Source organism: Pelistega indica (genome assembly GCF_000506865.1).
Lineage (GTDB): Bacteria > Pseudomonadota > Gammaproteobacteria > Burkholderiales > Burkholderiaceae_B > Taylorella > Taylorella indica.
The window spans coordinates 1-12,327 of record NZ_AYSV01000083.1; the positions used below are offsets into that span (position 1 = coordinate 1).

A 12,327-nucleotide genomic window follows, 5' to 3' on the forward strand; every position below is an offset into this window, starting at 1 on the left:
TCAGTCMKAATTGACAAGATCGCCCCACTTAGTTCACGATCAAACTAACAATAACGATAGATACCGGCTTCACCTAAACGATGCCAAGGCAGCCCCAAGGCTAAGGCCTGCAGTTGTTCTGCCGACAGCGCCGGATTCATCCGTGAGCCTGCACCGTGAAAGCGTCCTTCATGTAGTCGACGAACACATAGCCACGACCCCATCGCATCGTGCATGAGTAATTTAAGAAGCGTGTGCGTGCGATTCATAAACACATAGGCTTCGTGAGGTGCCACCTGACCAAAGCGCTGAATTGCCTTAGTGCGCAAGGTATCCATCCCCGCTCGTAAATCTGTCGCCTCACTCACCAGGATGATTCTATCTAGTGCCAGTAGGCTAGACGCTTGCTCTTGAATTCCCACTCGTTGGGCGGTCTCGATACGCATTAAAGACGGCATTGATTTCTCCTAACATACACAAAACCATAGTGTCGCGCAATTTAGCAGGAATGAATACATGTGTTCACCGGACGCTTACACTCATAATAACCATAAATAAAAATAATATATTTTTTATATAAAATAAAGTAATATAAATATGGTTGCGTATAAGTATCAAAATGCTAATATACGTTTAATAATTTATTAAAACGATTGGTTTCATTTGCTATACGAAAATAAGCAGAAAAAAGTTAATTAGGAAATCGCGTTTTAGCAGAGGAAGTTTATTTTGATAAAGATTAAAAATATTCATAAATCATTTAGAACAAAAGAAAAAGTTCTACATGCTTTGCAAGGTATTGATTTACATATAAAACAAGGTAAAGTATTTGGAATTATTGGGCGTTCTGGAGCAGGTAAAAGTACGCTTATTCGAATGATTAACCTATTAGAAAGACCTGATCAAGGCGAGGTTTTGATCGATGGTACGGATATTACACAACTAAAAACAGAAGAGTTGCGTCAATTACGCCATAAAATTGGTATGGTTTTCCAACACTTCAATTTGCTTGAATCTCGTACCGTTTTAGATAATGTAATGTTTCCACTAAGGGTAGCTGGTGCACCTGCTGATCAGCGTAAAGCTAGAGCATTAGAGCTACTAAAGTTAGTGGGACTTAGTGATCATGTTCACAAGTATCCTCGCCAGCTTTCTGGGGGACAGAAACAACGTGTCGGTATTGCCAGGGCGTTATCAACAGAACCTAAAATTTTATTATGTGATGAAGCGACAAGTGCACTGGATCCAGAAACAACACAATCAGTATTGGCGTTATTAAATGAAATTAATAAAACCTTGGGTATTACGATTGTATTAATTACGCATAGTATGGATGTGGTGCGTAATCTCTGTGATGAAGTGGCAATTATAGACGGTGGTAAGATTGTAGAGCAAGGTGATGTAGTAAGTGTATTCTTGCACCCACAACATGCTACCACTAAAGCACTTTTGTCTGAGAGTGGTATGGATATGGACTCTTGGAAGTTATTGGCGGGTGACATCAAAGGGAAACTCATCCGTTTGACTTATCATGGGAAAGGCGCTGCAGAACCATTATTAAGTCAGTTAGGTAGAGAATTGAATCTGGATTTTAGTATCTTGCAAGGTTCTATAGGACAAATTAAAGAAACACCGTTTGGGCAGTTAGTAATTGCAGTAGCACATCCAGAAGCGCTAACCGCAAATTTACGTACGACAGAAACAGAGTTAAGAGAATTTTTTGAAGCAAGAAATGTTGATGTAGAGGTATTACAGTCATGAATTGGGTAACAATCGATTGGGCGATGATTGGTGAGGCGACGGTTGATACCTTACTAATGACAGGGTGGGCATTATTTTTTGCTGTATTAGTAGGTTTACCGTTAGGGGTGTATTTATTCTTAACTAGCCCGAATCAGTTATTAGAAAATAAGCCGTTGTATCAAACAATATCATTTATTGTGAATGTTGTTCGTTCTGTGCCTTTTTTAATCCTATTAATTATTCTTATCCCTGTTACCCGCTTAATCGTAGGTAGTGCATTGGGTGTACCAGGAGCAATACCACCATTAGCGATTGGTGCTGCGCCGTTTTTTGCTAGATTGGTTGAGAATGTCTTGCGAGAAGTTGATCCAGGCATTAGTGAGGCTTGTAAAGCAATGGGAGCGACACCAAAGCAAACCGTACTATGGGCATTATTACCGGAAGCGCTCACAGGAATTATTGCTGCTATTACGGTGACTGCTATTGCCTTGGTTGGTTATTCGGCGATGTCAGGCGTGATTGGTGGCGGAGGACTTGGCGACATTGCCATTCGTTTTGGTTATCAACGTTATCAAAGTGATGTGATGATTATTACCGTCATCATCTTGATTGTATTAGTTCAATTGATACAAACATTTGGTGATGCTTTAGTTAAAAAATTTACACGTAAATAATTTAAATCTAAAACATTTTACTAGGAGTTATTTTATGAAAATCACGAAGATTTTTGGTGCATTTGCACTAGCTAGTCTAGTTGCTACAGGTGCTCAAGCAGCGACAAAATTAAGCGTAGCTGCTACACCTATTCCTCATGCTGAAATTCTTGAGCATGTAAAACCAGTTCTAGCTAAAGAAGGCATTGATTTGGATATCAAAGTATTCACTGATTATGTTCAGCCTAATATGCAAGTATTTGATAAAGCTATTGATGCAAACTTTTTCCAGCATAAGCCTTATTTAGAAACGTTTAATAAAGAAAATAAAACAAACCTAGTGCCTGTTGCTTTAGTCCATGTAGAGCCATTTGGTGCATATTCTAAAAAATTGAAAAAAGGGGAATGAGGTTCCTGAAGGAGCAGTTATTGCTATTCCTAATGACCCATCTAATGGCGCACGTGCTTTATTATTAATTCAAAAACAAGGGTTGATTAAATTAAAAGATCCTTCTAATTTATTAGCGACAGCAAAAGATGTTGTTGAAAATCCTAAAAATTTAAAATTTAAGGAATTAGAAGCAGCAACTTTACCTCGCGTATTAGATGATGTAACAATTGCATTAATTAATGCTAATTATGCATTAGAAGCAGGATTAAAACCAACGGAAGAAGCATTATTCATTGAGGATGCAGATTCACCATATGCTAACTTTGTTGCTACTATTCCTGCAAATGAAAATAAACCAGAACTAAAAGCATTAGTTAAAGCACTTCAAACAGAAGATGTTAAAAAATTCATTCTTGAAAAATATAAAGGTGCTGTAGTTCCTGCGTTCTAGTATGCATGTAGAATAAGTTTCACTATGTATTGCTACTAGCAATACATAGCCGAGAATGATAAAACAGTGTTTTTGGCGTGTAGATTTTTATCACTAATCTTAGCYTTGATTTTTAAGAAGTAAGCAGAAAACCTGTATTTTAAAATTAAAAGAGGTTTTAATTCTCGAATCCTTTAGTTATTTACGTAGCTAAAGGATTTTTTTATTAGAATACGAAGATAATATTTATCACACTTATACTTAAGGAATTTTCAAGATGAAAATTGAGCGTTTAGATCATCTTGTGTTGACTGTAGCTGATTTGCAGAAAACGATTGATTTTTATACCAATATAATGGGTATGGAAGTTGTTACATTTGCGGGAGGGAGGTATGCGTTAAACTATGGGCAGCAAAAAATTAATTTACATTCAAAAGGGCATGAAATAGAGCCAAAAGCAAAAATTGCTACATGTGGCAGTGCTGATTTGTGCTTTATAACCAGTACACCCTTAGAGCAAGTTATGCAAGAATTAAAAACTCATCACGTTGAAATAATAGATGGTATTGCACCTAGAACAGGAGCTATTGGACCAATACAATCAGTGTATTTCAGGGATCCTGATGGTAACTTAATTGAAGTAAGCCAATACATCTAATTGCCCAATAATTTATTTTCTGCAAATATTTTCGCTAATGACATTACAGAATACTATTAACTTGCAAGAATTATTAAATAGCAAGAGTTATCGACTGCAAAAACTCATATTTGTCTTAACTTTCTTAATTGCATTTTTCGATGGTTATGATACAGCTGTTATTGGCTATATTGCCCCTAGCTTGATACAAGAATGGGGGATAGCAAAAACAGCATTAACGCCAGTATTAAGTGCGGCATTATTTGGTTTAGCAACAGGAGCGATTTTAAGTGGTCCTATTGCAGATAAATTGGGTCGTAAATGGCCATTGATTATGTCAGTATTTATTTTTGCGATAGGAAGTTTGATTTCGGCGAAAGCGGAGTCATTGCGTGCATTAGAAATTTGGCGATTTATTACAGGGATTGGTTTAGGTGCAGCCATGCCCAATGCAGTAACTCTTTTGTCAGAATATTCAGCAGATAAAAATCGTGCTAGAGTCGTTAATACGATGTTTTGTGGATTCCCGTTAGGTGCAGCACTTGGAGGTTTATTGCGGCTTATTTGATTCCTGAATATGGTTGGCGTTCTACGCTTATTTTTGGTGGTATATTACCTGCATTACTTGGTTTGGTAATGATTGTCTATTTACCAGAGTCACTATGTTATTTAATAGCACTAAAGACAAAACAAACAGCTATTGTTAAGATTGTTCAGCGTTTAAATCCATCATTAAAAAACACAGGATATTATTTTTTTGAACATCAACAAGCAACAGAATTAAGTAAAAAGGGAATCGCCATTGTAATGTCGAAACGTTATGTGGCTGGGTCAGTATTGCTGTGGCTATGCTATGTTTTATGGGGTTAATTATTTTCTATGGTGTGATGAATTGGATGCCTACTTTGCTAGGACAAACAACATTGGAGCCCGGTACAGCAAAACGATTAGTGGGACTGTTTGCTTTAGGTGGTTTGGGTGCCATTGCAAGTGGGTATTTAATGGATCGTTATAATCCAAACATTTTAAATGCCATTTTAGCCTTATTGACAGCTATATTAATTGCTTTTATTGGACAGGGTTTGTCATGGGGGTTAATGATATTAGTACCTATTGTTATTCTTGCAGGTATCGTTATGAATACCTTACAAGCCTCTTTACCTGCTGTTGCTGCTTTATTTTATCCTACAGAGGGGCGTACAACAGGTGTTTCTTGGATGATGGGTATAGGTCGATTTGGTGCTGTTGCAGGGTCTTACCTGGTGGCGGAGTTAGTGAAGCGTAATTACTCTTTAGAAGAAATTTTTATCGTTTTAGCAATTCCTGCTGTAATAATGATGTTTTGTTTATTATTAAAACAATTCATATATAAACGGTAGTAGCATTTAGCATAACAATAGGATTAGGCATGGAAACAATTTGGTTGCAGGCGCAGGGTTGGTTAAGCCAACCAGAGAGTTTGTTGGTTGCCTTAGTATTTTTTATTGTATTACTTTTTGTTTTGTATTGGCGAGTATATAGCTTATCGAGAATAAGAACAGAGTTAGAGGTGTTAAGAGTCCAACGTGATGATGCTAGATTAGAAGCAGATACAACTAAAGCGATCGTTGCTGAAAAAGAAATAGCATTAGCTGAACTTGATCAAATAAAAGATGACATCGAAAAGCGCTATGAAAGACTCCAAACGACCGTAGAGATGCAGTATCAACAACTGAATAAACAAGAAGATGAGCTGAGTGATATCAGAGAGAAAAACGATCTTTTAACCAATGCTAACTTCTCATTGGAAAAAGAAAAGTTAGCACTTAAGCTTGAAATAGAACAAAAGATAGCCTCATTGCAATTATTGCAAACACAGTTTGAGGAAGCTAAAACACAATTAAGTAGTGAATTTCAAAATCTAGCTAATCGCATGATGGAGGAAAAATCACAACGATTTATTGCTCAAAATCAAACCAATTTACAGTATTTATTACAGCCTTTTAAAGAGCAACTAACTCATTTTGAGAAAAGAGTGAATGAAGTTCATGCCCAGTCAATTCAAGGACAGAGTGTATTAAAAACACAAATCGATCAAGTAATGAATATGGGTGTGCAAATGAGTGAGGATGCACAAAAATTAGCTTTAGCCTTGAAAGGAAATAAAAAAGTTCTCGGCAATTGGGGAGAAACGCAACTAGCGCTAGTATTAGAGCGTGCGGGTTTACAAAAAAATACCCATTATTTAACCCAATATTCCTTTAAAGATGAAAAGGGTGAGAAGCTTATTCCTGATGTGATTGTATTATTACCCGAAGAAAAGCAGATTATTATTGATAGCAAGATGTCACTTAATGCCTATCAACAAGCTGTAACTGAAGTGAACCCAGAAAAAGTACAAGAGCATTTAAAGCAATTTTTAAAAGATACCAAACGTCATGTCGATGACTTAGCAAGTAAGGACTATAGTGCATTAACAGATAAGCAGTCGTTAGGTTTTGTCTTTATGTTTATGCCGTTGGAGTCAGCGTATATTGAGGTCTTAAGGCAAGATGAGGCCTTATTTCAGTATGCCTATGCAAAAGGCGTTATTATGGTTTCACATACGACGTTATTACCAATGTTAAAAACTATTGCCAATATTTGGTTAGTGGCGAACAGTAATCAGCAGGCAATTGCACTAGGAGATAAAGCTAGAGATGTGTATCAGCAGACAGTAATCATTGCAGAGCACTTACAAAAACTAGGTCAGTCACTAACCAGTGTATCTAAAACGTATAATCAGCTAGTGACTAGTTTTGGGGGGCAGCAGGGGTTGGTCAATAAAGTAGAAAAATTTAAAGTCTTATCTACAAAAACAAGCAAAGAGATGCCAGATGTTGAACTGGTACCAACAGACTATAGTCAAGAGAAACTGCAGATCGTGCCAGAAAACCGTTAGGTCGTATAGTTTAATGAGGCATGGGATGTCTAAACTATTGGAAAAAAAGGATATTTTTACAACGATTTGGCTAATTAGACTTGTTAAATAATCGAAAAAGTGTTAAATTAGCAGGCTAACCAGTATGGTTAGGGTGCATTATCTTTTGCGGTCTAAGAGTTGTGGAAAGATAAGTACTTGAATTAATTAATTTTAGAGCTCACCAATCGTAGTGAGGTATGGAGAAAATGATGTCGAATACGACACCTACACCTGCCGCTCATCGGTTAGGACTAGTGGGTCGCAAGGTTGGCATGATGCGTATTTTTACTGAGGAAGGTGAGTCTATCCCAGTAACAGTATTAGACGTATCTAACAATCGTGTTACTCAAGTTAAGTCTGTAGAAACTGATGGTTATGCAGCGGTACAAGTTGCTTACGGTACTCGCCGTGCAACGCGCGTAACTAAAGCTCAAGCTGGGCACTACGCAAAAGCTGGCGTTGAAGCTGGCTCAATTCTAAAAGAGTTCCGTTTAGATCCTGCAAAAGCAGCTGAATTCACAGCAGGTGCTGTTGTGGCTGTCAATAGCGTATTTCAAGCGGGTCAAAAAGTAGACGTTCAGGGTACAACAATCGGTAAAGGTTTTGCTGGTACTATCAAACGTCACAACTTCGGTTCTCAACGTGCTTCACACGGTAACTCTCGTTCACACCGTGTTCCTGGTTCTATCGGTCAAGCACAAGATCCAGGTCGTATTTTCCCTGGTAAGCGTATGTCAGGTCACTTAGGTGATGTGACTCGTACAGTTCAAAATCTTGATATCGTTCGTGTAGACGCTGAACGTGGTCTTTTATTGGTAAAAGGTGCAGTACCTGGCCATAAAAATTCTGACATCGTTGTTCTACCTGCTATCAAAATGTCTGCAAAAGGAGCCAAATAATGGATCTTAAGCTCCTAAATGATCAAGGCGAATCTAGCGCAACAGTTAGCGCTCCTGATACAATTTTCGGTCGTGATTTTAACGAAGCATTAATCCATCAAATCGTTGTAGCTTATCAAGCAAACGCTCGTAGTGGTAATCGTGCTCAGAAAGATCGTGCGGAAGTTAAACATACGACAAAAAAACCATGGCGTCAAAAAGGTACTGGTCGTGCCCGTGCTGGTATGTCTTCTTCACCATTATGGCGTGGAGGTGGTCGTACATTCCCTAATTCTCCAGATGAGAATTTTAGCCAAAAAGTGAACAAGAAAATGTACCGTGCAGGTATTCGTTCTATCTTGTCACAGTTAGCACGTGAAGATCGTATCGCTGTTGTGGATTCTTTCACATTTGATACACCAAAAACAAAATTGGCTGCGACAAAATTAAAAGCAATGGGTTTAGATTCTGTATTAGTAATTACAGATGCTGTTGACGAGAATACTTATTTAGCTACTCGTAACTTACCTCACGTTGCTGTTGTTGAGCCACGTTACGCTGATCCGCTATCTTTAGTTCACTACAAAAAAGTGCTAATTACTAAAGCGGCAATCGCTCAATTTGAGGAGATGTTAGGATGAAAGCAGAACGTTTATTGCAAGTAATTCTGGCTCCAGTCATCACAGAAAAAGCAACGTTTATTGCTGAATCTGGCGCGAAACCACAATTTGCTTTACGTGTGGCTTCTGATGCAACAAAACCAGAAATTAAAGCAGCTGTTGAATTGCTGTTTAAAGTAGAAGTTGACTCTGTTTCTGTTCTGAACCGTAAAGGTAAAGTTAAACGTGCTGGCCGTTATATGGGTCGTCGTCGTAATAACCGTATCGCTTACGTTTCACTCAAAAAAGGTCAAGAGCTTGACTTTTCGGAGGTGAACTAAGATGGCATTAGTTAAAATGAAACCTACGTCAGCAGGTCGCCGTGGCATGATTAAGGTGATTACACCTAATCTACACAAAGGTGCTCCGTTTGCGGCGTTAGTAGAATCACAAAAACGTAGTTCTGGCCGTAATAACAATGGTCATATTACTGTACGTCATCGTGGTGGTGGTCATAAATCTCACTACCGTATCATTGATTTCCGTCGTGATAAAGATGGTATTCCAGCTAAAGTAGAACGTATTGAATACGATCCAAACCGTACTGCACATATTGCCTTAGTTTGCTATGCAGACGGTGAACGTCGTTATATTATCGCTCCTCGTAACTTAGAGGTGGGTGCTGTTATCGAATCAGGTAAGGAAGTTGCTTTCCGTGTTGGTAATACAATGCCTATTCGTAGCATTCCAGTAGGTTCAACTATTCACTGCATCGAATTACAACCAGGTAAAGGTGCTCAGTTAGTACGTTCAGCAGGTGCTTCTGCTGTACTAATGGCTCGTGAAGGTATCTACGCACAAGTTCGTTTACGTTCTGGTGAAGTTCGTTTAGTTCACATTGATTGCCGTGCAACGATTGGTGAAGTAAGCAATGGTGAGCATAGTCTACGTCAAATCGGTAAAGCCGGTGCTGTACGTTGGCGCGGTATCCGCCCAACGGTACGTGGTGTGGCAATGAACCCTGTTGATCACCCACACGGTGGTGGTGAAGGTCGTACTGGTGAAGCACGTGAACCTGTTAGCCCATGGGGTACTCCAGCTAAAGGTTACAAAACTCGCCGTAATAAGCGTACAGACAATATGATTGTCTCACGTCGTAAGCGTAAATAAGGGACGGTAATATATTATGTCACGTTCAATTAAAAAAGGTCCTTTCGTAGATGCTCACCTAGTTAAAAAGGTAGAAGCGGCTATCGAAGGTAAAGATAAAAAGCCGATCAAAACTTGGTCGCGTCGTTCAACCATCCTTCCTGATTTTATCGGATTGACAATCGCTGTTCATAACGGTCGTCAGCACGTTCCGGTTTATGTTAACGAAAATATGGTTGGTCATAAACTAGGCGAATTCGCACATACTCGTACATACAAGGGTCATGCTGCGGACAAAAAGTCTAAGAGGTAAGCGATGGAAACAACAGCTGTAATTCGTGGTGTGCATATTTCAGCGCAAAAAACACGTCTTGTTGCGGATTTAATCCGTGGTAAGTCTGTTGCACAAGCGTTAAATATCTTAACATTCACACAGAAAAAAGCCGCTGGCATTATCAAAAAAAGCTCTTGAGTCTGCAATTGCAAACGCTGAGCACAATGATGGTGCTGATATTGATGAATTACGTGTAACTACAATTTATGTAGACAAAGCACAATCAATGAAGCGATTCTCTGCACGTGCTAAAGGCCGTGGTAACCGTATTGAGAAACAAACTTGCCACATCGTGGTTAAAGTTGGTGCATAAGGAGTCATAATGGGTCAAAAAGTTCACCCTACAGGGTTCCGTCTTGCAGTTACTCGCAACTGGAATTCTCGCTGGTTCGCTGAAGACAAAGAATTCGGCGCAATGTTAGCTGAAGATATTCGTGTACGTGAGTACTTAAAACGCAAGCTAAAAGCTGCTTCTGTTGGTCGTGTATTAATCGAGCGTCCAGCTAAAAATGCACGTATCACAGTATTTTCTGCTCGTCCTGGCGTTATCATCGGTAAAGGTGGTGACGATATCGATTCACTAAAATCAGATTTACAACGCTTAATGGGCGTTCCTGTTCATGTGAATATCGAAGAAATTCGTAAGCCAGAAGTAGACGCGCAATTAATCGCAGATTCAATTGCTCAGCAACTTGAAAAACGTATTATGTTCCGTCGTGCAATGAAACGTGCTATGCAAAATGCAATGCGCGCTGGTGCACAAGGTATCAAAGTAGCTGCATCTGGTCGTTTAAATGGTATTGAGATTGCTCGTACAGAGTGGTATCGTGAAGGTCGTGTACCTTTACATACACTACGTGCAATGATTGACTACGCAACATCAGAAGCTCAAACTACTTACGGTATCATCGGTATCAAAGTATGGGTTTACAAAGGCGATTTATTACCAAACGGTGAAATGCCTGCTGAAGCAACTGCACCTCGTGAAGAAGAGCGTCGTGCTCGTCGTCCACGTGGTGAGCGTAATGATCGTCGCTCAGCTGGTCGTGGTCGTAGTCGCAAAGCAGCTGCTGAAGCAGCACCTGCGGCAGAAGGAGAATAAACATGTTATCACCAGCACGTAGAAAATACCGTAAAGAGCAAAAAGGCCGTAATACTGGTCTAGCTACTCGTGGTACTAACGTAAACTTTGGCGATTTCGGTCTAAAAGCAACTGGACGTGGTCGTTTGACAGCACGTCAAATCGAATCTGCTCGTCGTGCGATGACTCGCCATATTAAACGTGGTGGCCGTATTTGGATTCGTATCTTCCCAGATAAACCAATTTCTCAGAAACCTGCAGAGGTTCGTATGGGTAATGGTAAAGGTAATCCAGAGTACTGGGTCGCTGAAATTCAACCAGGTAAAGTGCTATACGAAATGGACGGTGTTAGCGAAGAGCTAGCACGTGAGGCATTCCGTTTAGCGGCTGCTAAGTTACCTATTTCGACGACGTTTGTAACTCGTCACTTAGGTTCGTAAGGAGATCTTTATGAAAGCTAGTGAACTACGTTCAAAAGACGCAACCGAGCTAAATAAAGAGCTCGAGGACTTGTTGAAAGCACAATTTAACTTGCGTATGCAACGTGCTACTCAACAACTTTCTAACACAAGCCAGTTAGGCAAAGTTCGTCGCGACATCGCTCGTGTTCGTACTTTATTGACCGAAAAGGCAGGAAAGTAATATGAGCCAAACTCAAACAACTGAAAAACGCCAACGTACTTTAATTGGTAAAGTGGTTAGCAATAAGATGGATAAAACTGTAGTCGTTCAAGTTGAACGTCGTGTAAAACATCCTATCTATGGCAAAATCATTATCCGTACTAACAAGTACAAAGCGCATGATGAAAACAACCAATACAACGAAGGCGATACTGTTGAAATTGCAGAAGGTCGTCCAATCTCTCGCTCTAAATCTTGGAGTGTGATTCGCTTGGTTGAAGCTGTACGTGTTATCTAATCTATTTCAGTTTAGATAGCAATGAGAGCCACCCGTGAGGGTGGCTTTTTTGTTGGTATTGTGTTTTAAACAGTCATGGAAAGCTTTCGGCGTAAGGTAAGCGTCCGGTGAATACATGTATTCATTCCTGCTAAATTGCGCGACACTAAGGTTTTGTGTATGTTAGGAGAAATCAATGCCGTCTTTAATGCGTATCGAGACCGCCCAACGAGTGGGAATTCAAGAGCAAGCGTCTAGCCTACTGGCACTAGATAGAATCATCCTGGTGAGTGAGGCGACAGATTTACGAGCAGGGATGGATACCTTGCGCACTAAGGCAATTCAGCGCTTTGGTCAGGTGGCACCTCACGAAGCCTATGTGTTTATGAATCGCACGCACACGCTTCTTAAATTACTCATGCACGATGCGATGGGGTCGTGGCTATGTGTTCGTCGACTACATGAAGGACGCTTTCACGGTGCAGGCTCACGGATGAATCCGGCGCTGTCGGCAGAACAACTGCAGGCCTTAGCCTTGGGGCTGCCTTGGCATCGTTTAGGTGAAGCCAGTATCTATCGTTATTGTTAGTTTGATCGTGAGCTRAGTGGGCTGA

Annotated in this window: 18 protein-coding genes and 2 pseudogenes; 19 read left to right on the forward strand and 1 reads right to left on the reverse strand. The window is 39.9% G+C overall.

Annotation, left to right across the window (positions count from 1 at the left end):
- Nucleotides 1–44: 44 nt before the first annotated feature.
- On the reverse strand, nt 45–437 hold the full coding sequence (gene tnpB, locus V757_RS21505) for an IS66 family insertion sequence element accessory protein TnpB (RefSeq protein ID WP_023950278.1): 393 nt from the start codon (nt 435–437) through the stop codon (nt 45–47).
- A 271-nt stretch (nt 438–708) separates the two neighbouring features.
- On the opposite strand from tnpB (V757_RS21505), the gene V757_RS21510 reads away from it, so the two are divergent.
- From V757_RS21510 to tnpB (V757_RS21585), 19 genes and pseudogenes are all read left to right on the forward strand, one after another.
- On the forward strand, nt 709–1,740 hold the full coding sequence (locus tag V757_RS21510; RefSeq protein WP_023950997.1) for a methionine ABC transporter ATP-binding protein: 1,032 nt from the start codon (nt 709–711) through the stop codon (nt 1,738–1,740).
- A complete protein-coding gene (locus tag V757_RS21515; protein ID WP_023950999.1) occupies nt 1,737–2,396 on the forward strand; it encodes a methionine ABC transporter permease in 660 nt (219 codons plus the stop codon). The genes V757_RS21510 and V757_RS21515 overlap by 4 nt, the downstream gene beginning before the upstream one ends.
- 34 nt (nt 2,397–2,430) lie before the next feature.
- A pseudogene (locus tag V757_RS21520) lies at nt 2,431–3,217 on the forward strand (MetQ/NlpA family ABC transporter substrate-binding protein).
- Nucleotides 3,218–3,473: 256 nt separating this feature from the next.
- Nucleotides 3,474–3,854 carry a VOC family protein gene (locus V757_RS21525; RefSeq protein ID WP_023951001.1) on the forward strand — a complete coding sequence of 127 codons (381 nt, stop codon included), beginning with the start codon at nt 3,474–3,476 and terminating at the stop codon, nt 3,852–3,854.
- Nucleotides 3,855–3,891: 37 nt separating this feature from the next.
- Nucleotides 3,892–4,401, forward strand: coding sequence for an MFS transporter (locus V757_RS28920; RefSeq protein WP_315970379.1), 510 nt, complete (start codon nt 3,892–3,894; stop codon nt 4,399–4,401).
- The gene (locus V757_RS29770; RefSeq protein WP_315970380.1) at nt 4,398–4,703 is read left to right on the forward strand and encodes an MFS transporter; all 306 of its coding nucleotides are present in this window, start codon (nt 4,398–4,400) and stop codon (nt 4,701–4,703) included. Before V757_RS28920 ends, V757_RS29770 begins: the two co-directional genes overlap by 4 nt.
- Nucleotides 4,694–5,212: an MFS transporter gene (locus tag V757_RS28925; protein ID WP_081710670.1), complete on the forward strand. Its 519-nt coding sequence runs from the start codon at nt 4,694–4,696 to the stop codon at nt 5,210–5,212. The genes V757_RS29770 and V757_RS28925 overlap by 10 nt, the downstream gene beginning before the upstream one ends.
- Before the next feature lie 29 nt (nt 5,213–5,241).
- Complete coding sequence (locus tag V757_RS21535) at nt 5,242–6,753, forward strand: DNA recombination protein RmuC (RefSeq protein ID WP_023951003.1); 1,512 nt, start codon at nt 5,242–5,244, stop codon at nt 6,751–6,753.
- Between the two features lie 230 nt (nt 6,754–6,983).
- A complete protein-coding gene (rplC, locus tag V757_RS21540; protein ID WP_023951005.1) occupies nt 6,984–7,673 on the forward strand; it encodes a 50S ribosomal protein L3 in 690 nt (229 codons plus the stop codon).
- Entirely contained in the window at nt 7,673–8,293 is a 621-nt protein-coding gene (rplD, locus tag V757_RS21545; protein ID WP_023951007.1) for a 50S ribosomal protein L4, read from the forward strand. Before rplC ends, rplD begins: the two co-directional genes overlap by 1 nt.
- Entirely contained in the window at nt 8,290–8,592 is a 303-nt protein-coding gene (rplW, locus tag V757_RS21550) for a 50S ribosomal protein L23 (protein WP_023951009.1), read from the forward strand. Before rplD ends, rplW begins: the two co-directional genes overlap by 4 nt.
- 1 nt (nt 8,593) lies before the next feature.
- A complete protein-coding gene (rplB, locus tag V757_RS21555; protein ID WP_023951011.1) occupies nt 8,594–9,421 on the forward strand; it encodes a 50S ribosomal protein L2 in 828 nt (275 codons plus the stop codon).
- 16 nt (nt 9,422–9,437) lie between these two features.
- Nucleotides 9,438–9,713 (forward strand): 30S ribosomal protein S19, encoded by a 276-nt coding sequence (gene rpsS, locus V757_RS21560; protein WP_023951013.1) that lies wholly within the window; start codon nt 9,438–9,440, stop codon nt 9,711–9,713.
- 3 nt (nt 9,714–9,716) lie between these two features.
- Nucleotides 9,717–10,047 (forward strand): annotated as a pseudogene (gene rplV / locus V757_RS0114115) (50S ribosomal protein L22).
- A gap of 9 nt (nt 10,048–10,056) precedes the next feature.
- On the forward strand, nt 10,057–10,836 hold the full coding sequence (rpsC, locus tag V757_RS21565) for a 30S ribosomal protein S3 (protein ID WP_023951015.1): 780 nt from the start codon (nt 10,057–10,059) through the stop codon (nt 10,834–10,836).
- Between the two features lie 2 nt (nt 10,837–10,838).
- Entirely contained in the window at nt 10,839–11,255 is a 417-nt protein-coding gene (gene rplP / locus V757_RS21570; protein ID WP_023951017.1) for a 50S ribosomal protein L16, read from the forward strand.
- A gap of 10 nt (nt 11,256–11,265) precedes the next feature.
- Complete coding sequence (gene rpmC / locus V757_RS21575) at nt 11,266–11,457, forward strand: 50S ribosomal protein L29 (RefSeq protein ID WP_023951019.1); 192 nt, start codon at nt 11,266–11,268, stop codon at nt 11,455–11,457.
- Nucleotide 11,458: 1 nt separating this feature from the next.
- Complete coding sequence (gene rpsQ / locus V757_RS21580; RefSeq protein WP_023951021.1) at nt 11,459–11,734, forward strand: 30S ribosomal protein S17; 276 nt, start codon at nt 11,459–11,461, stop codon at nt 11,732–11,734.
- A 175-nt stretch (nt 11,735–11,909) separates the two neighbouring features.
- The gene (gene tnpB / locus V757_RS21585; RefSeq protein WP_023951023.1) at nt 11,910–12,302 is read left to right on the forward strand and encodes an IS66 family insertion sequence element accessory protein TnpB; all 393 of its coding nucleotides are present in this window, start codon (nt 11,910–11,912) and stop codon (nt 12,300–12,302) included.
- Nucleotides 12,303–12,327 lie beyond the last annotated feature (25 nt).

Bases quoted from the DNA above. Each gene is read 5' to 3' on its own strand.
- tnpB (WP_023950278.1), bottom strand. From the start codon at position 437: ATGCCGTCTTTAATGCGTATCGAGACCGCCCAACGAGTGGGAATTCAA.
- V757_RS21515 (WP_023950999.1), top strand. From the start codon at position 1,737: ATGAATTGGGTAACAATCGATTGGGCGATGATTGGTGAGGCGACGGTT.
- V757_RS21525 (WP_023951001.1), top strand. From the start codon at position 3,474: ATGAAAATTGAGCGTTTAGATCATCTTGTGTTGACTGTAGCTGATTTG.
- V757_RS28920 (WP_315970379.1), top strand. From the start codon at position 3,892: ATGACATTACAGAATACTATTAACTTGCAAGAATTATTAAATAGCAAG.
- V757_RS28925 (WP_081710670.1), top strand. From the start codon at position 4,694: ATGGGGTTAATTATTTTCTATGGTGTGATGAATTGGATGCCTACTTTG.
- V757_RS21535 (WP_023951003.1), top strand. From the start codon at position 5,242: ATGGAAACAATTTGGTTGCAGGCGCAGGGTTGGTTAAGCCAACCAGAG.
- rplC (WP_023951005.1), top strand. From the start codon at position 6,984: ATGTCGAATACGACACCTACACCTGCCGCTCATCGGTTAGGACTAGTG.
- rplD (WP_023951007.1), top strand. From the start codon at position 7,673: ATGGATCTTAAGCTCCTAAATGATCAAGGCGAATCTAGCGCAACAGTT.
- rplW (WP_023951009.1), top strand. From the start codon at position 8,290: ATGAAAGCAGAACGTTTATTGCAAGTAATTCTGGCTCCAGTCATCACA.
- rplB (WP_023951011.1), top strand. From the start codon at position 8,594: ATGGCATTAGTTAAAATGAAACCTACGTCAGCAGGTCGCCGTGGCATG.
- rpsS (WP_023951013.1), top strand. From the start codon at position 9,438: ATGTCACGTTCAATTAAAAAAGGTCCTTTCGTAGATGCTCACCTAGTT.
- rpsC (WP_023951015.1), top strand. From the start codon at position 10,057: ATGGGTCAAAAAGTTCACCCTACAGGGTTCCGTCTTGCAGTTACTCGC.
- rplP (WP_023951017.1), top strand. From the start codon at position 10,839: ATGTTATCACCAGCACGTAGAAAATACCGTAAAGAGCAAAAAGGCCGT.
- rpmC (WP_023951019.1), top strand. From the start codon at position 11,266: ATGAAAGCTAGTGAACTACGTTCAAAAGACGCAACCGAGCTAAATAAA.
- rpsQ (WP_023951021.1), top strand. From the start codon at position 11,459: ATGAGCCAAACTCAAACAACTGAAAAACGCCAACGTACTTTAATTGGT.
- tnpB (WP_023951023.1), top strand. From the start codon at position 11,910: ATGCCGTCTTTAATGCGTATCGAGACCGCCCAACGAGTGGGAATTCAA.